Origin of the sequence: Limosilactobacillus sp. (assembly GCF_022651205.1) — a bacterium.
Taxonomy (GTDB): Bacteria; Bacillota; Bacilli; order Lactobacillales; family Lactobacillaceae; genus Limosilactobacillus.
The window spans coordinates 1-22,603 of sequence record NZ_JALCQI010000002.1 but is presented as its reverse complement, the minus strand read 5'-3'; the positions used below and the strand labels follow the sequence as shown (position 1 = coordinate 22,603).

The 22,603-nt window shown below is 42.1% G+C and carries 16 protein-coding genes; 14 read left to right on the top strand and 2 right to left on the bottom strand.

The genetic code is table 11. The features are described from left to right. Positions 1–198: 198 nt before the first annotated feature. Positions 199–3,141: an LTA synthase family protein gene (locus LKJ51_RS00950; RefSeq protein ID WP_291980041.1), complete on the bottom strand. Its 2,943-nt coding sequence runs from the start codon at positions 3,139–3,141 to the stop codon at positions 199–201. Positions 3,142–3,392: 251 nt separating this feature from the next. On the opposite strand from LKJ51_RS00950, the gene uvrB reads away from it, so the two are divergent. From uvrB to whiA, 5 genes are all read left to right on the top strand, one after another. Further along, entirely contained in the window at positions 3,393–5,435 is a 2,043-nt protein-coding gene (uvrB, locus tag LKJ51_RS00945) for an excinuclease ABC subunit UvrB (RefSeq protein ID WP_291978693.1), read from the top strand. A gap of 23 nt (positions 5,436–5,458) precedes the next feature. Next, positions 5,459–8,308, top strand: coding sequence for an excinuclease ABC subunit UvrA (gene uvrA, locus LKJ51_RS00940; protein ID WP_291978694.1), 2,850 nt, complete (start codon positions 5,459–5,461; stop codon positions 8,306–8,308). A 288-nt stretch (positions 8,309–8,596) separates the two neighbouring features. Then, positions 8,597–9,466 carry an RNase adapter RapZ gene (rapZ, locus tag LKJ51_RS00935; RefSeq protein WP_291978698.1) on the top strand — a complete coding sequence of 290 codons (870 nt, stop codon included), beginning with the start codon at positions 8,597–8,599 and terminating at the stop codon, positions 9,464–9,466. 19 nt (positions 9,467–9,485) lie between these two features. Beyond that, positions 9,486–10,472: a gluconeogenesis factor YvcK family protein gene (locus LKJ51_RS00930; RefSeq protein ID WP_291978695.1), complete on the top strand. Its 987-nt coding sequence runs from the start codon at positions 9,486–9,488 to the stop codon at positions 10,470–10,472. Positions 10,473–10,485: 13 nt separating this feature from the next. After that, the gene (whiA, locus tag LKJ51_RS00925) at positions 10,486–11,427 is read left to right on the top strand and encodes a DNA-binding protein WhiA (RefSeq protein WP_291978696.1); all 942 of its coding nucleotides are present in this window, start codon (positions 10,486–10,488) and stop codon (positions 11,425–11,427) included. A gap of 57 nt (positions 11,428–11,484) precedes the next feature. Here the strand turns inward: whiA and clpP are convergent, their stop codons facing one another. Continuing rightward, positions 11,485–12,078: an ATP-dependent Clp endopeptidase proteolytic subunit ClpP gene (gene clpP / locus LKJ51_RS00920; RefSeq protein ID WP_291978697.1), complete on the bottom strand. Its 594-nt coding sequence runs from the start codon at positions 12,076–12,078 to the stop codon at positions 11,485–11,487. Between the two features lie 636 nt (positions 12,079–12,714). On the opposite strand from clpP, the gene LKJ51_RS00915 reads away from it, so the two are divergent. The 9 genes from LKJ51_RS00915 to LKJ51_RS00875 all read left to right on the top strand — a co-directional run bounded on the left by LKJ51_RS00915 (position 12,715) and on the right by LKJ51_RS00875 (position 22,450). After that, entirely contained in the window at positions 12,715–12,846 is a 132-nt protein-coding gene (locus tag LKJ51_RS00915; protein ID WP_255372237.1) for a hypothetical protein, read from the top strand. A 532-nt stretch (positions 12,847–13,378) separates the two neighbouring features. Continuing rightward, entirely contained in the window at positions 13,379–14,392 is a 1,014-nt protein-coding gene (gap, locus tag LKJ51_RS00910) for a type I glyceraldehyde-3-phosphate dehydrogenase (RefSeq protein WP_291979133.1), read from the top strand. Positions 14,393–14,484: 92 nt separating this feature from the next. Next, complete coding sequence (locus LKJ51_RS00905; RefSeq protein ID WP_291979134.1) at positions 14,485–15,696, top strand: phosphoglycerate kinase; 1,212 nt, start codon at positions 14,485–14,487, stop codon at positions 15,694–15,696. A gap of 166 nt (positions 15,697–15,862) precedes the next feature. Next, positions 15,863–16,612 (top strand): triose-phosphate isomerase, encoded by a 750-nt coding sequence (tpiA, locus tag LKJ51_RS00900; protein WP_291979135.1) that lies wholly within the window; start codon positions 15,863–15,865, stop codon positions 16,610–16,612. A gap of 88 nt (positions 16,613–16,700) precedes the next feature. After that, on the top strand, positions 16,701–18,023 hold the full coding sequence (gene eno / locus LKJ51_RS00895) for a phosphopyruvate hydratase (RefSeq protein ID WP_291979136.1): 1,323 nt from the start codon (positions 16,701–16,703) through the stop codon (positions 18,021–18,023). A gap of 268 nt (positions 18,024–18,291) precedes the next feature. Further along, positions 18,292–19,677: an amino acid permease gene (locus tag LKJ51_RS00890; RefSeq protein WP_291979137.1), complete on the top strand. Its 1,386-nt coding sequence runs from the start codon at positions 18,292–18,294 to the stop codon at positions 19,675–19,677. Between the two features lie 107 nt (positions 19,678–19,784). Then, a complete protein-coding gene (locus tag LKJ51_RS00885; protein WP_291979138.1) occupies positions 19,785–21,329 on the top strand; it encodes a ClC family H(+)/Cl(-) exchange transporter in 1,545 nt (514 codons plus the stop codon). A 65-nt stretch (positions 21,330–21,394) separates the two neighbouring features. Then, a complete protein-coding gene (gene secG / locus LKJ51_RS00880) occupies positions 21,395–21,634 on the top strand; it encodes a preprotein translocase subunit SecG (protein WP_040531604.1) in 240 nt (79 codons plus the stop codon). Between the two features lie 60 nt (positions 21,635–21,694). Beyond that, positions 21,695–22,450 (top strand): alpha/beta hydrolase, encoded by a 756-nt coding sequence (locus LKJ51_RS00875; RefSeq protein ID WP_291979139.1) that lies wholly within the window; start codon positions 21,695–21,697, stop codon positions 22,448–22,450. Positions 22,451–22,603 lie beyond the last annotated feature (153 nt).

Genomic DNA, 22,603 nt, shown 5'->3' with positions numbered 1-22,603 from the left:
AACCTGGAACGATGAATGATGGTGAAATCATCAGAGTCGTTCGTAGTTAGACTCGAGGGCTCCGGTTATTTTCCGTAATTAGACTCTGTATGTTCAGAAACTACTGCTAATTATTAGATAGTGAAATTTTCTATTTTCTAAATAATAAGTCCTCATCATGTTCGATATGAACGTGATGAGGACTTATTTAGTATTAGGTTATTTCGCTACCTGCTTTAAGAACGAATCTTTCATAAGGTAATGATGGCCAGCAGTTAAGTCGTATTGAACGAGCTGGTAATCGTGGAAGAGCTTCTTTTGATGTGCATTTAGCTTAACGTGTTTCCCGCGAGCATCAACGAAATCGGTTCCTCCCTGGTGAGCGGAATTGTTTTTTGCAGTTCCGTTTGTTGGCAATGAGGTTGCGGGAATTTTTTCGGCAACTGCTGTCATTAGAGCATAGTAAGGTGAGACCTTAACATCCATTTGGGCAAGTGCCATTGCCGCAAAGTTATTGGGACCTACAATCTGGTGTTGCCATGTAAGTCGATTTTGGTTAGCTTTACGGGCAGCTGCATTGCTGTAAATGAAGTAATCCGTTTCATGTAATTGGGTTCCGTATTTACCCATTGGCAGACCATGGTAGATTCCTGGAAGGTGATCACCGTACCAGACAACAGTGGTCGGTTGCTGAAGGCTGTCTAATTGTTTAATCCACTTCTTTAATGCCTGATCAGTATAGTGGATTCCTTGAATGTAGGTTTCAATTTGTGCCTTTTGTTCAGGGGTGTTGAAACCTTTCCCAGAAACGTGGAAGTTATTTTTCGCGTAGTAGTCAGGACCGTATGGCATGTGGTTCTGCATGGTAGCAAGTTGAACAAACTTACCGTGAGGATGCCGCTTAAGGTTTAACGTTACCTCTTGATAAGCTGAGTCATCACTAACGCGGGGACTGTTATGAATCTTTTGGGTGTAAGTAAGTTTATTCCCACCGTCGAAGTGGTAGAACTTATTAAAGCCAAACTTCTTATAAACAGTTTTTCTGCTATAAAGGTTAGCGGAAAAAGGATGGATCCCGATACTATAATTGAACAGATTGTTGATAGTAAAGGTTCGTTTTTGGTAAGGGACAAGTTGTGAATACGGTGTTGGTAGTGTCGGTGAAAAGCTAGCAATGGAAAGGCCGGTTAAAGCTTGGTATTCCATGTTTGCCGTTCCGCCTCCATAACCAGAACTAAGCATGAGGCCACTGGTTGATTGCTTTTTTAATCGATGAAGGTATGGAATTGGGTTTCCACTAACCTTCATTCCGGGAACCCGTGCTGGATCAGAGTAACTTTCACTGAGGACAAACACAAGGTTTTGTTTCCCAACGCTTTTATGAGTTCGCTGCTGATTGATTTTTGCACCAACTTTTGAATAGCGCTTTGCAATTCGATTCATTGTTGCTGCCGAATAGCCCGCTGGCTTATTCATTACGTGAACGTCAATATTGTTAACAAATTGCAGGAGGGTCCCGTTCATTTTTGCCCCACGCAATTGGGAGTAAAAGTAGGGGGTATCATTAATGTTTTGCAATTGCTTGTAAACGATCGAATTGCTGTGGTTAGCAAAATTGAAGCTAAACAAAAATCCACAAGAAATGACAGCAGCACAGATCCTTACGTAAGGGTTAAAACGGCTGTGGTTACCATAACGCTTTTCTAATTGCCAGCATGCAATAATGACAGCAATGAATGCAATAACCGTAAAGATGATGAGCCACTTGTTAACCATCCCCAGCATTGCACCCGGAGCAGTTAATGTTGAAATATCGGTTGGGATAATCGGTTCATTTCTGGCAGCAATCTTAAGAACGGATGCACCAAACCAGCCTAAGTAGAAGATCACCGTAATTCCAGAACTGATCCACCAACGGTTAGTAATTGCCATCAAAATAAGGTTAATTGCAAAGACAATTAGGACATTCACCGTGATGATCTTTGAACGTTCCGTCAGCATCCATTGCACCATGGTAAACTTGCCGTCCCATAAAATGGCAAAAGAAACCAGGGTAATTACCCAGAGAATCAGGTAGGTCAAAAGAACGGGCCAGTAATTCTTACAAATTTTCTTAAACCAGTTAAGAAAGCTCCGATAATTTAATTGCCAACTAATTTTATTTCCCAGGAAATTAATTAGGAATAATACTCCACCAAGAACAATTAAAATCACGAAACCAAGAATTAACGCAACTTGCCAGGTAGTCCGTGGCAATAAGAGTGGTGTGAAGATCATTGGTAATCCCAGGAGATTAAGCAAAAGAATTCCGGTAACTGGAAGGAGATCGTCTTTCTTTCCTTGTCCTCCCTTTCGGAAAAACCAGGCAGCCATGATTAGGCATGATAAAAGCAAAAATGGCTGGTATGGATTAATCCCTAATAGGTAGTGAGTGTTTGGTGTTAAATCGCTATGAGGACTGTAATCAACACGATTCATGTTCAGCCAAGTAATCAGTGACGCGAAGAGCAGACTGGTGATCGTCAAAATTGCGTAACGTCCATTTGACCACTTTTGTAGCCACTTGCGATCATTTACTAACCAATCACCAAGGGCAAAAAGGTAAATAAACCAGATCAGGCTGGTTCCGCGGTGAAATCCAAAAGCATCATAACCACTAATTAAGTTTACCAAGAGAAAAACAACTGAGAGGCCAATGAGCCAGTGGCGACGAGTAATCGTTGGCCAGCGATGGCAAAGTTTTTGAAGTGGCTGGGCAAAAAGAAAAAGACCACTAGAAATCAGCCAGGTAATGAAGACCTGCTGAACAACGTAAAGCTCTGGGGATGGTTGAGCAGCGGTCGTTACTGGCTGGGTGGTAAATTTGGCCCAGATAAAGGTAACGGCACCGACAACCCAGAGAGCGATAACAACTACCTGTCGATTAAACCGTCGCCGTTGCTGAGTTGCGCCGATTGCAATTGGAACCCATAACACAACGGTACTAACGAAGGTTTTTAAAATCCACCAGAGGATGAAAGACCACGTTGCCTCATGCAGGTGGGTGAGCAACTGACTTGTGGTCCCCAAAAAGCAAATAATTGTGAGGACAACAAATAAACTCCCCAATTGTTGACCACGATTATGCTTTAAACTACTAAACATCTTTATCCAACTTTCCATATTAAGAAATTTAAACATTAATATTATATGTACAAAAGGAATCATCGATCAACAAACCAGAAGAAGGATTAAGATAAAGTTAATTTTGGCCTAGCAATTGTATTGATATGAGACAATTTAGTCCTTTCATTTCAATAGACGAATGCATGTTCTGGTGATAAACTAAAAGGGATAATTATGACCAAAGAAGCGGAAGGTGACACAAAGCGTGGTTGTTGCCTTCCATTTTCGGGTATTGAGGAGGATTACTCGTGATATATCGTCAACCTCATAAAAATTTTGAATTAGTTTCAGACTATCAGCCAACTGGTGATCAGCCAGAGGCAATTAAAGAGTTAACTACAGGGATCGAAAACGGGGAAAAGTCACAGATCCTATTAGGGGCGACTGGAACTGGAAAGACTTTTACAATTTCAAATGTTATCGCCAAGGTGAATAAACCGACATTGATCCTGTCACACAATAAGACTTTGGCGGGACAGCTTTATAGCGAAATGAAGAAGTTCTTCCCTCACAATGCGGTAGAGTACTTCGTTTCCTACTACGATTACTATCAACCAGAAGCGTACGTTCCTTCCAGTGATACCTATATTGAAAAGGACGCCTCGATCAATGATGAGATTGATGAACTTCGGCATTCAGCTACTAGTTCTTTAATGGAGCGGGATGATGTAATTGTCGTCGCATCGGTTTCAAGTATTTTCGGCCTTGGTGATCCAAGTGAATACCATAACCACGTTGTTTCACTTCGGGTAGGACAAGAGATTGAACGTGACCGCTTACTTCGGGAATTAGTTAATATTCAATTTGAACGGAACGACATTGACTTTCAACGGGGACGTTTCCGGGTTCATGGAGACGTGGTGGAAGTATTTCCGGCTTCGCGTGAAGATAAGGCATTACGGATTGAATTCTTTGGTGACGAGATTGACCGGATTCGTGAAGTTGATGCGCTTACCGGTGAGGTAATCGGTGATCGTGAGCACGTTTCGATCTTTCCAGCTACCCACTTTTTAACCAGTGAAGAGATTATGGATCGGGCATTGCCGCAGATCGAAAACGACATGAAAAAGCAGGTTAAGAAGTTTACCAAGGAAGGTAAATTACTTGAAGCGGAACGGATCCAGCAACGAACAACGTATGATATTGAAATGCTCCGTGAAATGGGCTATTGTAACGGGATTGAAAACTACTCTCGTTATATGGATGGTCGGAAGCCCGGTGAACCACCATACACCCTGTTAGACTTCTTCCCGAAGGATTTCCTATTGGTAGTTGATGAATCCCACCAAACAATGCCACAGGTTCGGGGGATGTATAACGGTGACCGTGCCCGGAAGCAGATGCTGATTGATTACGGCTTTCGGTTGCCGAGCGCACTTGATAACCGGCCGTTGAAGTTAGCTGAATTTGAAAAGCATGTCCATCAAGTCGTTTATATGTCCGCCACTCCTGGCCCATATGAAATGGCGCAAACCGATCATGTTGTTCAACAAATCATTCGGCCAACTGGGTTGCTTGATCCAACCATTGAAGTTCGTCCTGTAATGGGGCAAATTGACGACCTTGTTGGTGAAATTAATAAGCGGATTGAAAAGCATGAGCGGGTCTTTATAACAACCTTGACGAAGAAAATGTCAGAAGATTTAACAGACTACCTGAAGGATCTTGGGTTAAAGGTGAAGTACCTGCACAGTGACATTAAGACTCTGGAACGGACGCAGATTATCCGTGATCTCCGACTAGGCAAGTTTGATGTCTTGGTTGGAATTAACCTGTTGCGGGAAGGATTGGATGTTCCTGAAGTATCGTTAGTTGCAATTCTTGATGCTGATAAGGAAGGGTTCTTGCGGAATGAACGTTCCTTGATTCAAACGATCGGTCGGGCAGCCCGGAATGCTCATGGTTCAGTTATCATGTATGCGGACACTGTCACCGACTCAATGCAAAAGGCAATTGATGAAACTAAGCGGCGGCGGGAAATTCAAATGGCTTACAATAAGAAGCACGGGATTACCCCGAAGACGATTATTAAGCCAATTCAAGATGCAATTTCCTCAACTACCAAGACTGCTGACAGTGGAGAAAAAGAAGATAGTACAGAATTTACTGTTAAGGACTTTGCTAAGCTCAAGAAGGATGATCAAGCAAAGATGATCGAAGAGTTGACTGAGCAAATGAGAGATGCTGCTAAACGGCTTGACTTTGAACAGGCTGCAACTCTCCGTGATACGGTGATGGAGCTAAAGGCACAGTCAACAGGAAAGAAAACGAAACGGGTGAAGCATAGTTAAAGGTAAAGGGGAGTGAATTTTTCGTGGCAAACGATAAAATTATTATCCACGGTGCACGAGCACATAATTTAAAGAATATTGATGTTAAGATCCCTAAGAATAAACTAGTGGTTATTACCGGTTTATCGGGTTCAGGGAAAAGTTCCTTAGCGTTCGATACCTTATACGCTGAAGGTCAACGACGCTACGTTGAAAGCTTGTCGGCATATGCACGGCAGTTCTTGGGACAAATGGATAAGCCTGATGTTGATTCGATTGATGGTTTGTCACCGGCAATTTCAATCGACCAAAAAACGACCTCTCATAACCCGCGTTCTACGGTAGGGACAGTAACTGAGATCAATGATTTTCTCCGGTTGCTGTGGGCCCGGGTTGGGACACCGATCTGTCCTAACGACCATATCCCGATTAGCAGTCAGTCTCCTGATCAAATGGTTGACCGAGTCTTAGACCTCCCTGAGCGAACCCGTCTACAAATTCTTTCGCCAGTCATCCGTGATAAGCGGGGAACGCAAAAGAAAGTATTTGAAAAGATTAAAAAAGAAGGGTTTGTCCGGGTTCAAGTTGACGGGGAAACCTATGAACTAGATGAAGTTCCAGAACTCGATAAGAATAAAAAGCATACCATCAATGTGGTAATTGACCGGATAATCATCAAGGATGGGATTCGTTCACGATTATTTGATTCGTTTGAAGCGGCTCTGCGTCTTAGTGATGGCTATGCGATTGCAGATGTGATCGGTGGAGAACCAATTCCATTTTCTGAGAAATATGCTTGTCCGATCTGTGGATTTACCGTGGGCGAGCTTGAACCGCGGTTATTCTCCTTTAACGCGCCAATTGGAGCTTGTCCAGAGTGTGAAGGCCTTGGCTCTAAGCTTGAAGTTGACGTGGACTTAGTGGTTCCCGACCGGACGAAGACCCTTCGTGAGGGAGCAATGATTCCGTGGAACCCGATTTCTTCACAATATTATCCACAGCTCCTTGAACAATTCTGTAAAGCTGCCGGGATTGATATGGATACGCCATTTAATAAGTTGCCAAAGAAGCAACAACGGCAAGTCTTGTACGGTAATGGTGATCAAACCTTCCACTTCCATTATGAGAACGATTTTGGTGGCGTTCGGGATGTTGATGTTCCGTTTGAAGGGGTCATTAATAACATTAAACGGCGGTATAAGGAAACTAATTCTGATTTTACGCGCGAGCAGATGCGGAAGTACATGACGGAGCTACCATGTCCAGCTTGTCATGGCTACCGGCTTAACCAACGGGCACTGGCGGTTAAAATTGCTGATCGTAATATTGGTGAAGTTTCTGAATTACCGATTAGTAAGGAAATTCCGTTTTTCAAGGGAATCAAGTTATCGGAACAAAAAGAAAAGATTGCGCGGCCAATCCTGAAAGAAATTCTTGACCGGTTAACCTTTATGAAGAATGTTGGTGTTGAGTACCTGACTTTAAGCCGTTCTGCACGAACACTTTCTGGTGGTGAAGCTCAGCGGATTCGTTTGGCAACCCAGATTGGTTCAAACTTGTCTGGAGTAATGTATGTCCTTGATGAACCGTCAATTGGGTTGCACCAGCGCGACAATGACCGTCTGATCTCTTCGCTTAAAGCAATGCGGGATCTTGGTAACACTCTAATTGTTGTCGAGCATGATGAGGATACGATGCGGGCGGCCGATTACATTGTTGATATTGGCCCTGGTGCGGGAGCCAATGGTGGCAAAGTGATGGCTGCGGGGACACCTAAGCAGATTATGCGTTCACGAAAGTCCTTGACTGGTCAGTATCTTTCCGGCAAAAAGATGATTGAGGTACCGAAAGAACGACGAGAAGGGAACGGAAAACACCTGATCCTTAAAGGAGCCGCCGAGAACAACCTAAAGAACATTGATGTTGACTTCCCACTAGGTAAGTTTATTTGTGTTACTGGTGTTTCGGGCTCTGGGAAATCAACTCTGGTTAACATGATCCTGAAACGAATCCTGGCACAAAAACTGAACAATAATTCAGCTAAGCCAGGGAAATATAAGTCAATTAGCGGAGTTAAAAATATCGAGAAGGTAATTGATATTGATCAATCACCAATCGGACGGACTCCACGAAGTAACCCGGCAACTTATACTGGAGTTTTTGATGACATTCGAGAACTCTTTGCCCAGACGAACCAGGCTAAAATGCGTGGCTACAATAAAGGACGGTTTAGTTTTAACGTTAAGGGCGGCCGTTGTGAGGCTTGCCATGGTGACGGGATCATTAAGATCGAAATGAACTTTTTGCCCGATGTTTATGTACCGTGTGAAGTTTGTCATGGGACCCGTTATAATTCGGAGACACTCGAAGTTGAATACAAGGGGAAGAATATTTCACAGGTACTCAACATGACGGTTTCCGAAGCTCTGAAGTTCTTTAGTGCAATTCCAAAGATCAAACGGAAGTTGCAGACGATTCAGGACGTTGGTCTAGGCTATGTTACACTGGGTCAACCTGCCACAACCCTTTCTGGTGGGGAAGCTCAGCGAATGAAGCTTGCTGCGGAACTTCATCGCCAATCACATGGTAAGAGCTTCTATATCCTTGATGAACCAACAACTGGTCTACATATGGATGATATTAAGCGGCTCTTAGCTGTTCTTCAGCGGTTAGTGGATGCAGGAAATACTGTCTTGGTAATCGAACATGATCTTGATGTTGTTAAGTCAGCGGATTGGTTAATCGACCTTGGCCCTGAAGGTGGCGAAGCAGGTGGTTACGTTGTCGCTACCGGAACCCCTGAAGAAGTGGCAGAAGTTAAGGAAAGCTATACCGGTCAATATCTAAAGAAGATGTTGGAGCGGGATAAAGAACTCGAAGAACGGAAAAAATAGTTAATGAGCAATGAGAGACTGGTGGAAGAGGCCGGTCTCTTTTTAGGTTCTAATAAATGTGTTTAGCTTAAACTTCCTCGAGCTAACTTTCTAATGCAACATGGACTAAACGTGCTTCGCCCGAGTTTCCTAGAGCTAGCAACCTCCTTCCTAGGCGCAAGTCGCCTTCGTCAGGAGAAATTGCTAGCTTTCCGGAAACTCTTTGGGGCGAAGGCACTCTGCTTTGAGACACGCCCGGGATGTTGTGGTACAATGGTTGAGTATAAGCGTAGAAAAGAGGGGGAAAACATGGAGGATAAGATGCGGGTAGTTATTATCACTGGGATGAGCGGTGCTGGAAAGACGGTTGCGGTCCATAGCCTGGAAGATTTGGGTTACTTTGTGTTCGACAATATGTTGCCTAATTTAGCAGAGAAGTTTGTCGATGTAATGGAAAAATCAAGCCAGTTTGATAAAGTCGCAATGGTAATGGACTCACGTTCGCAAGGATTTTACGATCAAGTATTGCCCTCAATAAAAGAATTGAAACAGCGCCAGGACTTAGAGGTTAATGTCTTGTTCCTTGATGCGTCTGACGTCAAGTTGATTTCCCGTTACAAGGAAACGCGTCGTTCACATCCATTGGCCCCTCATGGTCGGTTATTGGACGGGGTCACGGCTGAGCGGAAACTACTCAATAACTTAAAGAGTGAAGCGGATGTTCGGATTGACACCACAACCTTGACGCCACGAAATTTAAAGCTGAGAATTAATAAAATTTTCGGCCACGGCGAGGGAAGTAATTTCTACATTGAAGTAATGTCATTCGGCTTTAAGTATGGAATTCCTTTGGATGCGGATATTGTCCTTGATGTCCGTTTCTTGCCAAACCCATTCTACGTTCCTGAGTTAAAGCATTTAACCGGGAACGATAAAGCGGTCCAGGAATATGTAATGAAGAGTCCACTAGCAAAGAATTTCTATAGTCACCTAAAGTCATTATTAGAAATTTCAATGCCCGGTTATATTCATGAGGGGAAGAGCAGCTTAACGATTGCAATCGGTTGTACTGGTGGTCAGCACCGGTCTGTCACGATCGCTAATAAGGTTGCGGATGAACTGAAGAATGATAATTATCAGGTCGATATTCACCATCGTGATGTTGATAAAGCAAAATAAACAGTAGAGGAAGGATTATATGTTTCACAAGCCAAAGATCGTTGTGATCGGCGGGGGAACTGGATTGCCAGTTATTCTCCGTGGATTACGCGATCAAAATGCTGAAATTACAGCGGTAGTTACCGTTGCCGATGATGGTGGTTCATCGGGAATCTTGCGGAATTATATTAACGTTGTTCCGCCTGGTGATATCCGGAATGTTTTGGTTGCTCTTTCTGAATTGCCAAAGCTACAGCGGGAAATTTTCCAGTATCGTTTTAAGACAACTGATCAATTTCTTGCGGGCCACGCGATTGGTAATTTAATTATTTCTGCTTTGTCGGAAATGCAGGGAAATATTTTTGATGCTGTTCAAGAACTCTCGGAAATGATGGAAATTCGGGGACACGTTTTCCCAGTCTCTAATGAACCACTAACGTTAAATGCCGAGTTTTCTGATGGTTCAACCTTGAGCGGTGAGTCGGAAATTACTAAGGCTCATAAACAAATTAGGCGAGTCTGGGTAACCCCTTCAAACGATAAGGATGGTCATAAAGCCAAGGCAGTGCCTGAAGTAATCAGGGCTATTCATGATGCTGACCAAATTGTTTTGGGACCTGGAAGCCTGTTTACGAGTATCTTACCGAACTTAATGATTCATGACGTTGCGAAGGCGGTTCGGGAAAGTAATGCCGAAGTTGTTTATATTTGCAATATTATGACGCAAAAGGGTGAAACCGATCACTTTACTGATGCCGATCATGTTCGGGTTCTGAATAAACATCTTGGCAAAGACTTCATTGATACGGTTCTGGTTAATATCCAGCCAGTCCCGGATAACTATATTGATTTTAAGGAATGGAACGAGATTTCACAGCCGGTTAGCCATGACTTCCAAGGGTTACGCAAACAAGGATGCCGTGTAATTAGTTCGAATTTCTTACAATTAAAGGATAACGGAGCATTTCATGACCGTGACAAGGTAGTTAACGAGTTGATGAACCGCCTCCATGAAGTTCACGATTAGGGGGTGACAATCCATGTCCTATGCTAGTGAAGTCAAAAAAGAGCTGACTGCGATTAAGGTACACCGTGATAATGCTAAGGCGGAGCTAATGGCTTTAATTAGGATGAATGGTTCGCTCGGAATTAGTAATCATCATTTGGTATTGAACATTCAGACTGAAAACCCAGCGATCGCTCGGCGAATTTATTCGTTATTGAAAGATTTTTACCATGTAGAGAGTGAAATTGTTGTTCGCCGGAAGATGAAGCTAAAGAAGAATAACCAATATATCGTACGACTACGGTATTCTGCACAGCGAGTCCTTGATGACCTGCAAATTTTGCAGGGGATGCAAATCAAGGAAAAGGTTCCGTTGAAGCTACTAAAGGATGAATGGATGGTTCGGTCATATTTACGGGGGGCCTTTTTGGCTGGTGGATCCGTTAATAATCCGGAAACATCCCGTTACCACTTAGAGATTTATTCATTATACGAGGAACATAACGAAACAATTGCTCAAATGATGAATAAGTTTGGCTTGAACGCACAGACTACGGCGCGACGAAGCGGCTATATTGTTTACCTGAAGGAAGCTGAAAAAATTGCTAACTTTATGTCGCTGATTGGCGCAACAAATTCGATGCTTCAGTTTGAGAATGTCCGGATAGTTCGCGACATGCGTAATTCTGTTAACCGGCTAGTTAACTGTGAGAATGCCAATATGAATAAGATCGCGAACGCATCAACGAAGCAGATCGAAAATATTAAGTTAATTGAATCGAGTGTTGGCTTAGAGAGTCTTCCCGATAAACTTCGGGAAATCGCTGAAACACGACTTGCTCACCAAGAGGTTAGTTTAAAAGAACTTGGCGAATTAGTACCGGGTGGACCAATTTCAAAGTCAGGTGTTAATCACCGACTACGTAAACTAAACGCGTATGCCGACGAACTAAGAACTAAGGCCGTTGCACCATAAAATTTTAAAATAAAAAAGGAGACCGAAATTTTCAGTCTCCTTTTTGTGTTACATAGATTACTTTAACTTAGAGTTGTTTTCCATAATCCCATCAAGTAAGCCATAATCAACAGCTTCTTGAACAGTTAAGTAGTGGTCACGTTCGGTATCACGGTTAATCTTTTCAATTGGTTGTCCTGAATTCTTTGCCAGGATTCCGTTAATCATCTTCCGGGTCTTTAAGATTTCAGTAGCAGCAATTTCAATTTCGGTTTGTTGACCTTGAGCACCACCAGATGGTTGGTGAATCAAAACTTGTGAGTGTGGCAAACCAAAACGCTTACCCTTAGCACCAGATGATACAAGAACACTGGCCATAGAAGCAGCCATACCGATAACGATGGTTTGAACATCTGACTTAATGAAGTTCATGGTATCGTAAATTGCCATTCCAGATGTTACCACACCACCTGGTGAATTAATGTAAAGGTAAATGTCTTTTGTTGAATCTTGCGCATCCAAGAATAGCAATTGCGCAACGATTGAATTAGCCATGTCGTCTTCGATTGGACCGGATAACATAATAATTCGATCCTTTAGAAGCCGTGAGTAAATGTCATAAGCTCGTTCGCCACGAGATGACTGCTCAATGACAGTAGGAACTAAATTCATAGCTGATTAGCCTCCCTTAATTTTTAGCACTTGTTAGTCATATTTGCTAACTTATGTGAATACTATACTAGTTTGGTCAAAAAAGGTCAAATAATTTGCCGCGAAAAATAAAAAAGAGGCCGGGAGTTTAACGGCCTCAATGTTTTAGTATGGTCAATTCGTGGTGCTAATGGCTAAGTATTATACGATTATATATAGGGGGAGAGGAGATAATGCTTAACCATACCGTGAACGATTAAAGATCCTTGCTGATTAAACTAAGTTCAGTTGCAGCTGACTCCCTATCAAGAGCTGACCAGTTAATATTGTTAAATTTAATGAATACCTTAAGTGCATCTTTAGTCATAATAAATTACCTCGTTTTCATATATTGAGCGTTTTAATTAGCTCCTTTTTGATTACAACTATATAGTACACTGATTGGTATAATTTGTAAACCCTTTTGTTAATAATATTTAAATCAATTATTTTAAAATTGGTCTAGGTTGATTAGGAAATAAAATTTCTATGGCTTAATTATTGATATAATAGTATCGTTGAAAGTAAGGTCCTTGAGAAGGGTTGCTTTTTAAATCGATGCCCGGTATAATTGGAACGTTAATTAATTTACGTTTAATATATAAGGAGGCATTTGCTATGCGTAAAGCACACCCATACGGCGTTCAAGGTCGTCGGCCAATTGCTCCTAAGTACAAGCGAGCATTAAAGGAAAAGAAGATTGAAGCTATTCGTAAGTGGGCTAAGGAAAAGCCAGCTGAAGAAAAGTAATTTAATTATGTAATGAGGTTAATTAGGATTAAACTAGTTAGCCTTTTTATATTGAAAATAAAGCAATCCCTAGATTATGATAATCGGGATTGCTTTTCTTTTACATTACTTAAGTAGCTGCAAAAAAATAAGAGGCCAGAAAAGCAATCGTTGCGCTTCTGGTCTCTTATTTAAATAAGATAATGCGCCCCCCGAGAGTCGAACTCGGATCTCGAGAACCGGAATCTCACGTGCGATCCATTACACTAAGGGCGCGTCAACAAATATTATATTATCGTATTCCCGTTATAATTGCAACTAAAAATTACAACTTTTCAAAATGATAACGTTTTCACAAGAAAAATCGAATTTTTCAGGCTAATTAGATAGACAAGTTAGTGAATTGTGAGTATTATTAATACCGTAAGGTTGTAATTGCTAAGTCATGAACTTGTATAGATGCTTGTCACGGCTTGATTGAGCTGTGAGTCAAGCAAATGTGATTGAATTAGCAAACACTAATTATGTTTTTCCTAAAGGAGGAAATTGCAGTATGACTGTAAAGATTGGTATTAATGGTTTCGGCCGTATTGGTCGTTTGGCATTCCGTCGTATTCACGAACTTAACACTGATGATATTGAAGTTGTTGCTATCAACGACTTGACTTCACCAGAAATGTTGGCTTACTTGCTTAAGTATGACTCAACTCAAGGTCGTTTTGATGGTGAAGTTTCATCAACTGACAATGGTATTGTTGTTGATGGTAAGGAATACCCTGTATACGCAGAACGTGACGCACGTAATATTCCTTGGGTAAAGAACGACGGCGTTGACTTTGTCCTTGAATGTACTGGTTTCTACACTTCTGCAGAAAAGTCACAAGCCCACTTGGATGCCGGCGCAAAGCGTGTTCTTATTTCTGCACCTGCTGGTAACATCCCTACTGTTGTTCCAGGCGTTAACTTGGACACTTTGAAGGCTGACGACAAGATTGTTTCTGCTGGTTCATGCACCACTAGTTGTCTTGCACCAATGGCTTACTGGTTGAACAAGAACTTCGGCCTTAAGGTTGGTACTATGACTACTGTTCACGCTTACACTGGTAGTCAAGCTGTTCTTGACCAACCACGTGGTAAGAAGTTCCGTAACAACCGTGCTGCCGCAGTTAACACTATTCCTCACTCAAGTGGTGCTGCTAAGGCTATTGGTCTTGTTATTCCAGAATTGAACGGTAAGCTTTCTGGTCACGCACAACGTGTTGCTGTTCCTACTGGTTCATTGACTGAACTTGTCGCTATCTTGAACAAGAAGGTATCAGTTGATGAAGTTAATGGTGCTATGAAGAAGGCTGCTGAAAACAACCCTGCTTACGGCTACACTGAAGACCCAATCGTTTCAAGTGATATCATTGGTTCTACCTTTGGTTCAGTATTTGACCCATCACAAACCGAAATTATGGAAGGTGAAGATGGTACTCAATTAGTTAAGACTGTTGCTTGGTACGACAACGAAAATGGTTTCACTTGCAACATGATCCGGACTTTGCTTCACTTTGCTGAACTTTAATCCGAAGTGCTGAAATATTAAAGCATCAAAAAGGTGGGAGGAGGAGACTCCGACCACCCTTTTTCTTGACCAAGAAGGAGGAAACATAATCTATGGCAAAATTAACTGTTGAAGATTTACAACTCGATGGTAAAAAGGTATTAATGCGGGTTGACTTTAATGTTCCAATTAGTGATGACGGAACTAAGGTTGAAGACGACAACCGGATTGTTGCCGCATTACCAACTATTAAGTACGTTATCGAACATAACGGTAAGGCAATTCTCTTTTCACACCTTGGCCGGATTAAGAAGGAAGAAGACAAGCCTGCTAAGTCATTAAAGGCTGTTGCAGAACGTCTTTCCGAATTACTTAACAAGCCAGTTAAGTTCGTTCCCGTTACAGAAGGTAAGGAACTTGAAGACGCTATTAACGAACTTAAGGATGGCGAAGTATTACTTGTCCAAAACACCCGTTACGAAGATGTTAAGGATGGAAAATACGTTAAGCGCGAATCAGGCAATGACCCTGAATTAGGCAAGTACTGGGCTTCATTGGGTGACGTTTACGTTAACGATGCCTTTGGTACTGCACACCGTAAGCACGCTTCTAATGTTGGTATTGCAACTAACATGCCAGGCAAGGCTGCTGCTGGTTTCTTAATGGAAAAGGAAATCAAGTTCTTAGGTGACGCTGTTGATAATCCACAACGTCCATTCGTTGCCATTCTTGGTGGTGCCAAGGTATCTGACAAGATTGGTGTTATCGATAACCTTCTTGAAAAGGCTGATAAGATTATCATTGGTGGTGGAATGGCTTATACATTCTACGCTGCTAAGGGTATCAAGACTGGTGACTCACTTGTTGAAAAGGACAAGGTTGATGTTGCTAAGAAGATCCTTGACAAGGCTGGCGACAAGCTTGTTTTGCCAATTGATAATGTTGTTGCTGACAAGTTTGATAATGACGCTAACACTAAGGTTGTTGAAGGCGACATTGATGATGGCTGGATGGCACTTGACATTGGTCCAAAGTCTATCAAGGAATTTGAAAATGTATTGAAGGATGCTAAGACTGTTGTTTGGAACGGTCCTATGGGTGTCTTTGAAAAGCCAAACTTTGCTAAGGGAACCCTTGAAATAGGTAAGTTCCTTGGTACTTTGACTAATGCAACTACTATTGTTGGTGGTGGTGACTCAACTGCTGCTGTTAAGCAATTAGGTGTTGCTGACAAGCTTACCCACATTTCTACTGGTGGTGGAGCTTCATTAACTTACCTTGAAGGTAAGACTTTGCCGGGAATTGCTGCAATTTCTGAAAAGTAATATATAATAGGGGTGAGATAGGACTATTATAGTCCGTTTTCGAACCTCCCATAACTGCAAATAGGGTTCAAGTGTTCGGAAGTTCCGAATGCTTGGACCTGTTTGTATATTGAGGTAATGTTAAAGTTTTCTGTTACAATCCCATTTATGATGAGGAGTGATTTAGATGAGGGTGCCAATTATTGCTGCAAATTGGAAGATGCATAAAACGGTGGCTGAATCGGTTGACTTTGTAAAAAAGGTCCGGGATCAGTTACCGCCAGCAGACCAGTTAGAAACAGCAATCGCGGGCCCAACTTTATCATTGGTGCCAATGATCGAAGCTGCTAACGGTTCACCGTTAAAAATTGCTGCCGAAAATTGTTACTACAAAAATGAAGGAGCATATACGGGTGAGACAAGTCCCCTTGCCTTATATCAAGCAGGGATTCACCATGTGATTCTGGGACACTCCGAACGGCGAAAATACTTTCATGAAACTGATGAGATTATTAACAAAAAGATCAAGGCAGCTTTGGCGGATCACCTTTGTCCGATTGTGTGCTGTGATGACACAATGGGACGAAGAACAGCTGGTAAAAAGGTTCACTGGGTTGTAAACCAGATCCTTTATGATGCTAAGGGATTATCAAGCGACGAGATTCGGCATGTTACGATCGCTTATGAACCAAGTTGGGCGATTGGAACCGGTCAAAGTGCCGATCCAAATGAAGCGGAAGAGGGATGCTACCTGATTCGGCAAACAGTCGCTTACATGTATGGCAATGAAGTTGCAGATGATGTCCGGGTCCTTTATGGTGGTAGTGTTACAACAGATAATATTAATGCATTGATGGCAAGTCGAGACATTGATGGTGTCCTTGTTGGGGGTGCCAGTTTAGATCCAGAAACATTTTTAAAATTAGTTAACCACTAAATGCTTGTTTTTGCTTGCACAAAATAATACAATGTTAATGAAGTAGCGCGATTGCTATCGAATTTAAGACAGAGGAGAGATTCATCAAATGTCACTTATTACAGATATTTATGCACGTGAAGTTCTTGATTCACGTGGTAACCCTACAGTTGAAGCTGAAGTATATACTGAAGCTGGTGGTGTTGGCCGTGGAATCGTACCTTCAGGTGCCTCAACTGGTGAACACGAAGCCGTTGAATTACGTGACGGTGATAAGAACCGTTTCGGCGGTAAGGGAGTTTTAAAGGCCGTTGCTAACGTTAATGATGTTATTGCTAAGGAAATTGTTGGTATGGAAGTTACCGACCAAATCGCAATTGACAAGGCAATGATCAAGTTAGACGGTACTCCAAATAAGGGTAAGTTAGGTGCTAACGCTATTTTGGCCGTTTCACTTGCTGCTGCCCGTGCTGCTGCTGACGAATTACAAGTTCCTCTTTACAACTACCTTGGTGGTTTCAATGCTCACTTATTGCCAACACCAATGATGAACGTTATCAACGGTGGTGCTCACTCTGATAACAAGGTTGACTTCCAAGAATTCATGATCATGCCAGTTGGTGCACCAACTGTTCGTGAAGCAATTCGTTGGGGCTCAGAAACCTTCCACGCTTTGAAGAAGGAATTGGAAGCTGCTGGTAAGGTAACTTCTGTTGGTGACGAAGGTGGATTTGCTCCTGACTTTGCTAACAACGAAGAACCATTCGAATACTTGATCAAGGCTATCAAGGATGCCGGCTACAAGCCAGGTAAAGATATTGCTATTGCCTTTGACGTTGCCGCTTCAGAATTGTGGAACGACGAAGACAAGAAGTACAAGCTTCGTTGGTCAACCGGTGAAGAATTCACCACTGATGAATTTATCGACTACCTTTCAGGAATTATTGAAAAGTACCCAGTTGTATCTGTTGAAGACCCAATTGATGAAAATAACTGGGATGATTGGGTAACCATTACCAAGAAGCTTGGTAAGAAGGTTCAACTTGTTGGTGATGACTTCTTCGTAACTAACACTGATTACCTTAAGAAGGGTATTAAGATGGGTGCTGCTAACTCAATCTTAATCAAGCTTAACCAAATCGGTACTTTGACTGAAACTGTTGAAGCTATCGAAATGGCTAAGGAAGCTGGTTACACTGCCATCGTTTCACACCGTTCTGGTGAAACTGAAGACACTACCATCGCTGACTTAGTTGTTGCTACTAACGCCGGACAAATCAAGACTGGTTCAATGAGCCGGACTGACCGCCTTGCTAAGTACAACCAATTAATGCGGATTGAAGACCAACTTGGTGACGTTGCTCAATACAAGGGTATCCACTCCTTCTACAACTTGAGCGAACAGGCTCGTCAAGACATCGAAAACCGTTAATTAAATATTAGAACTAGATATAAGTTCTGATTATAAATTTAGTAAGCTACCTACATTTGGAGGATTTCTGAGTGTGGGTAACTTATTTTTTGGCTGAAAGTGGTTATTACTTAATTTTGTTAACCTAAATAAGTAAATACTTAATTAACTTTAATATTTTTGGCTTAACTAGTTAACAATGAGAAAACGATTAGAGAAATCCTTGGCAAATTGAAATTCATATAATATAATTTGAAAAGCTATAATTTCAAAAAGGGATTTGATACTAATGAAAGATTCTGCGCCAAAATTGCGGCGATCGATGACCGCTAATCAAATGGAGATGATCTCCTTAGGTGGTGCAATCGGTGTTGGTTTGTTTATGGGATCAACTTCGACTATTAAGTGGACTGGTCCGTCAGTTCTTTTAGCGTACGCCTTTGTTGGGCTGATTCTTTATATTGTTATGCGAGCGTTGGGGGAAATGATTTATATTAATCCGGGAACGGGATCATTTGCTGATTACGCTACTGAATATGTTCATCCCCTTGCTGGTTACCTTGCTAAGTGGGCGAATGTCTTTGAATATATTGTCGTTGGGATGTCTGAAGTTGTGGCGGCAACGGAGTACCTGAAGTTTTGGTGGCCACATATGCATACCTGGATCGCTGGGATTGTGATTATCATTTTCTTGGTATTGGCAAACCTCGCTAGTGCTAAGGCATATGGCTCCCTTGAATTCTGGTTTGCGATGATCAAGGTCGTTACCATTATCTTCATGATTTTCCTTGGCTTTATGGTGATCCTTTTTGGCTTTGGTAATGGTGGACACCCAACAGGCTTTAGTAACTTATGGTCCCACGGTGGTTTCTTTACTGGTGGTGTCAGTGGTTTCTTCTTCTCCATGTCAATCATCGTTGGTTCATATGAAGGAATTGAATTATTAGGAATTTCTGCCGGGGAAGTGGCTGACCCACAAGAAGCAATTATCAAATCTGTTAAGTCCGTTCTTTTCCGGATCTTAATCTTTTATGTTGGTGCGATCTTCGTTATTGTTACGATTTACCCGTGGGATAAGTTGAGTAGCGTTGGTTCACCATTTGTTTCAACCTTTGCGAAGGTGGGGATTACCGCTGCGGCATCAATTATTAACTTTGTTGTTTTAACAGCAGCCCTTTCCGGTGCTAACTCAGGAATTTACAGTTCTAGTCGGATGTTATTCAAGCTTTCTCATGAAGGTGACGCACCGAAGATCTTTGGTCGTCTTTCTAAGCGGATCGTTCCTGATGCAGCTATTTTAGGAATTTCTGGAGGAATCCTGATTGGCTTTATCATTGATATGATTTCTTCAGTTTATAACCACTCAACTTCTGATATGTTTGTGGTTGTCTTTAGTTCATCCGTCTTACCAGGGATGATTCCGTGGTTTGTAATTCTTCTTGCCGAATTACGATTTCGAAAGAATAACCCAGACCTGATGGCAGATCACCCATTTAAGTTGCCGCTTTACCCATTCTCCAACTACTTTGCCTTTATCATGTTGATTGTGATTGTGGTCTTCATGTTCATTAATCCTGATACGCGGGTTTCAGTAATTGTTGGGGCACTGGTATTGATTGTTGCCACGGTTGTTTACCTAATTCGTCATCGAGGAACAAAACAGACAGTTAAATAGATTTTTTATCAAATAGGCAATGGACTTATCATGGTTCACCGCCTGCTTTTTCTTTTAAGATGTAGTACAATACTTTGGTGTATCTTAGAAGAAAGTTAGGGGAAAGAATGAATAAGGAAGCAATCGCCAATCAAGATAGTCAAGTTAAACAGATGTTTCGCGCGATCATTATTGGTCTATTAACGGGGCTAGTAGTTAGTACGTTTCGGCTGATTATTCAACATTTCTTGGGAATCGTTACTAGTAGTTTTGCCTATTTTCACCACCATCCTGTTGGGGTGATCTATTGGGCGATCGGTTCGGTTGTTTTAGCCCTGATTTTGGGGAGACTAGCACAACGGTACCCCAATATTAAGGGTTCTGGGATTCCTCAGGTTGAGGGACAATTAAAGTGCCAATTCGACGAAAAGTGGTGGCCGGTTTTATGGCGAAAGTACCTTGGCGGAATCTTTGCCATTGGTTCAGGATTATTTCTTGGACGTGAAGGACCGTCAATTCAGTTAGGCGCAACGATTGGTCAAGGTGTGGCAGAAACAGCTCACGCGGATTCACTTAATCGGCGGGTTGGAATTGCCAGTGGTGCTGCTGCTGGATTAGCAGCCGCTTTTAATGCACCGATCGCTAGTACCATCTTTATTCTAGAAGAGGTTTACCATAATTTTTCACCATTAATTTGGTTGGCAACCTTTATTAGTTCCCTTTGTTCAAATATGGTGTCGATGACTATTTTTGGTCTTAAGCCGGTCTTAAACGTTCCGTATCGTTATGAATTGCCGGTTGGCCTATATTGGCATTTGATTATCTTGGGTGTTGCGTTAGGGATTCTTGGCCGTCTCTATCAAGTTGTTATTTTGCGGCTTGATAAATGGTCGGCAAAACTAACCTGGTTAAAACCAGCAGCTTACCCGGTTATCCCGTTTTTGCTGGTTATTCCAATTGCTTGGTACCTCCCATACACTCTGGGTGGTGGTAACCAGCTAATTGCGGAATTAAGATTATTGCCATTCTCATTGACCCTTTTTGCTGGCCTTTTTGTTCTCCGCTTTGTCTTTTCGATGATTAGTTACGGTAGTCAGTTACCAGGGGGAATCTTTCTCCCAATCCTTACCCTGGGAGCGGTTTTAGGGGCGGTTTACTGTGCACTAATGACTCGCTTTGGTATTTTGCCGGCACGTTACCTTCCTAACTTTATTATTTACGCAATGGCGGGATACTTTGCCTGCATTAGTAAGGCACCATTTACCGCAATCCTATTAATTACTGAAATGGTCGGTTCACTGGCCCACTTGATGCCGCTAGCGATGGTTTCAATCATTGCTTACCTTGTTGTCGATGCCCTGCATGGTGAACCGGTTTATACGGCAATGTTTGAAAACTTTATTGGTCTCCATGCTGATAAAAAGCCTCTTCATCAAGAAACCCTTTCCGTGACGATCTACCCTGGGTCAGAGTTTGATGGGTGTAAAATTGCGGACTATTCTTGGCCAGCCGATTGTATCGTCTCATTGATTTACCGTGGTGAAGATAAGTTGATCCCAAATGGGCAAACGATTCTCTTAGCGGGCGATACACTCTTAATTCAAGCGAATATTTCGGATAAGAATAAGTTGCAAGAAATCTTAGAACATGCATCTCATGCACCAAAAGTATAGAAATTAGTTTTATAATATGTTATTATGTACTAGATATAGTGGGTAATTATTAGGAGGAAAAATCCTTGTATAACACATTAATGACTTTATTTTTAATAGATTGTGTAGTTCTGATTGCATGCGTAATGATGCAACCAGCTAAGAACGATAACGATGCAATGTCTGCTTTAACAGGTGGAGCTGGTGACTTGTTCTCACGGCGGAAAGCACGTGGGTTCGAAGCGGTAATGCAGGTTGTTACTACCATTTGTGGGGCAATTTTCTTTATCCTGGCGTTAGCCTTAGTTTTCGTTTCATCACACTAGAGCAGCGATGCCTCCTGTATCATGTATTCAGGAGGCCTTTTTTATTTTAAGGAGAGAATAATGGAAGTTAGTTCGGGAAAGCCCTTTTTATTTCCACATGGGCGTAATGGAGTAGTTCTTCTACATTCGTATACGAGCAGCAGTGCCGATGTCCGAATGTTGGCGCGACATCTTGAACGACAGAATTATACGATTTATGCTCCGGTATTTACGGGACACGGTAAGGATCCGCTGACTGTATTACAAAAGGGAAGTCCAGAAGAATGGTGGTCAGATACTCAATTAGCGATTCGCAAGTTGCGAGATCTGGGGATGACTAAGGTTGCCGTTCTTGGATTATCTTTAGGGGGACTCTTAGCGACCAAGGCTTTAGAGAATGATCCTGCTTTAGCTGGTGGTGGCGTGTTTGCTTCGCCCGTAACTAGTTGGGGAAAATCCAACGTTCCCGAATTCTTCCCTCAATTATCGTCGGCTTATTATCAAAAGCAGAAGTTGCCTTCGCAAGAAATAACGATGCGGATTAATGAAATTGACCAGTTACTGCCAAAGCAACTAGAAGAGATTAGTCAAATGACGCGGGAAATTGATCAGCACCTTGATACCATTCACCAGCCATTTTTTATCGGTCAGGGTGGTCAAGACGAAATGATCGATCCGCATTCTGGGGAAGAACTAAAAGCACGACTATTAGCTCAAGGGACACCAGTCGATTACCATTATTATCCACAGGCTGGCCATGTATTAACGGTTAATAGTGCTCATCGGCAATTATTCGCTGATGTTACCAACTTCTTACAAAAAATATTTGAGGTGTAAAATGACAACAAGTACGAAATTAAATGATCAGATATTAACTTATCTAACGGATAATGCCAACGTTAGCTTTTCCGCAGAGAAGCTAGGACGAGCATTGGGGATGGCAGATGCCGATTCTTTTACTTCGATTGTTCAGGCACTTGCTGAGCTTGA

Excerpts from the sequence above, each read along its gene's own strand:
- clpP (WP_291978697.1), bottom strand. The coding sequence starts at position 12,078 with ATGAATTTAGTTCCTACTGTCATTGAGCAGTCATCTCGTGGCGAACGA.
- rapZ (WP_291978698.1), top strand. The coding sequence starts at position 8,597 with ATGGAGGATAAGATGCGGGTAGTTATTATCACTGGGATGAGCGGTGCT.
- LKJ51_RS00950 (WP_291980041.1), bottom strand. The coding sequence starts at position 3,141 with ATGGAAAGTTGGATAAAGATGTTTAGTAGTTTAAAGCATAATCGTGGT.
- LKJ51_RS00915 (WP_255372237.1), top strand. The coding sequence starts at position 12,715 with ATGCGTAAAGCACACCCATACGGCGTTCAAGGTCGTCGGCCAATTGCT.
- whiA (WP_291978696.1), top strand. The coding sequence starts at position 10,486 with ATGTCCTATGCTAGTGAAGTCAAAAAAGAGCTGACTGCGATTAAGGTA.
- LKJ51_RS00930 (WP_291978695.1), top strand. The coding sequence starts at position 9,486 with ATGTTTCACAAGCCAAAGATCGTTGTGATCGGCGGGGGAACTGGATTG.
- gap (WP_291979133.1), top strand. The coding sequence starts at position 13,379 with ATGACTGTAAAGATTGGTATTAATGGTTTCGGCCGTATTGGTCGTTTG.
- LKJ51_RS00905 (WP_291979134.1), top strand. The coding sequence starts at position 14,485 with ATGGCAAAATTAACTGTTGAAGATTTACAACTCGATGGTAAAAAGGTA.
- LKJ51_RS00885 (WP_291979138.1), top strand. The coding sequence starts at position 19,785 with ATGAATAAGGAAGCAATCGCCAATCAAGATAGTCAAGTTAAACAGATG.
- tpiA (WP_291979135.1), top strand. The coding sequence starts at position 15,863 with ATGAGGGTGCCAATTATTGCTGCAAATTGGAAGATGCATAAAACGGTG.
- LKJ51_RS00875 (WP_291979139.1), top strand. The coding sequence starts at position 21,695 with ATGGAAGTTAGTTCGGGAAAGCCCTTTTTATTTCCACATGGGCGTAAT.
- eno (WP_291979136.1), top strand. The coding sequence starts at position 16,701 with ATGTCACTTATTACAGATATTTATGCACGTGAAGTTCTTGATTCACGT.
- LKJ51_RS00890 (WP_291979137.1), top strand. The coding sequence starts at position 18,292 with ATGAAAGATTCTGCGCCAAAATTGCGGCGATCGATGACCGCTAATCAA.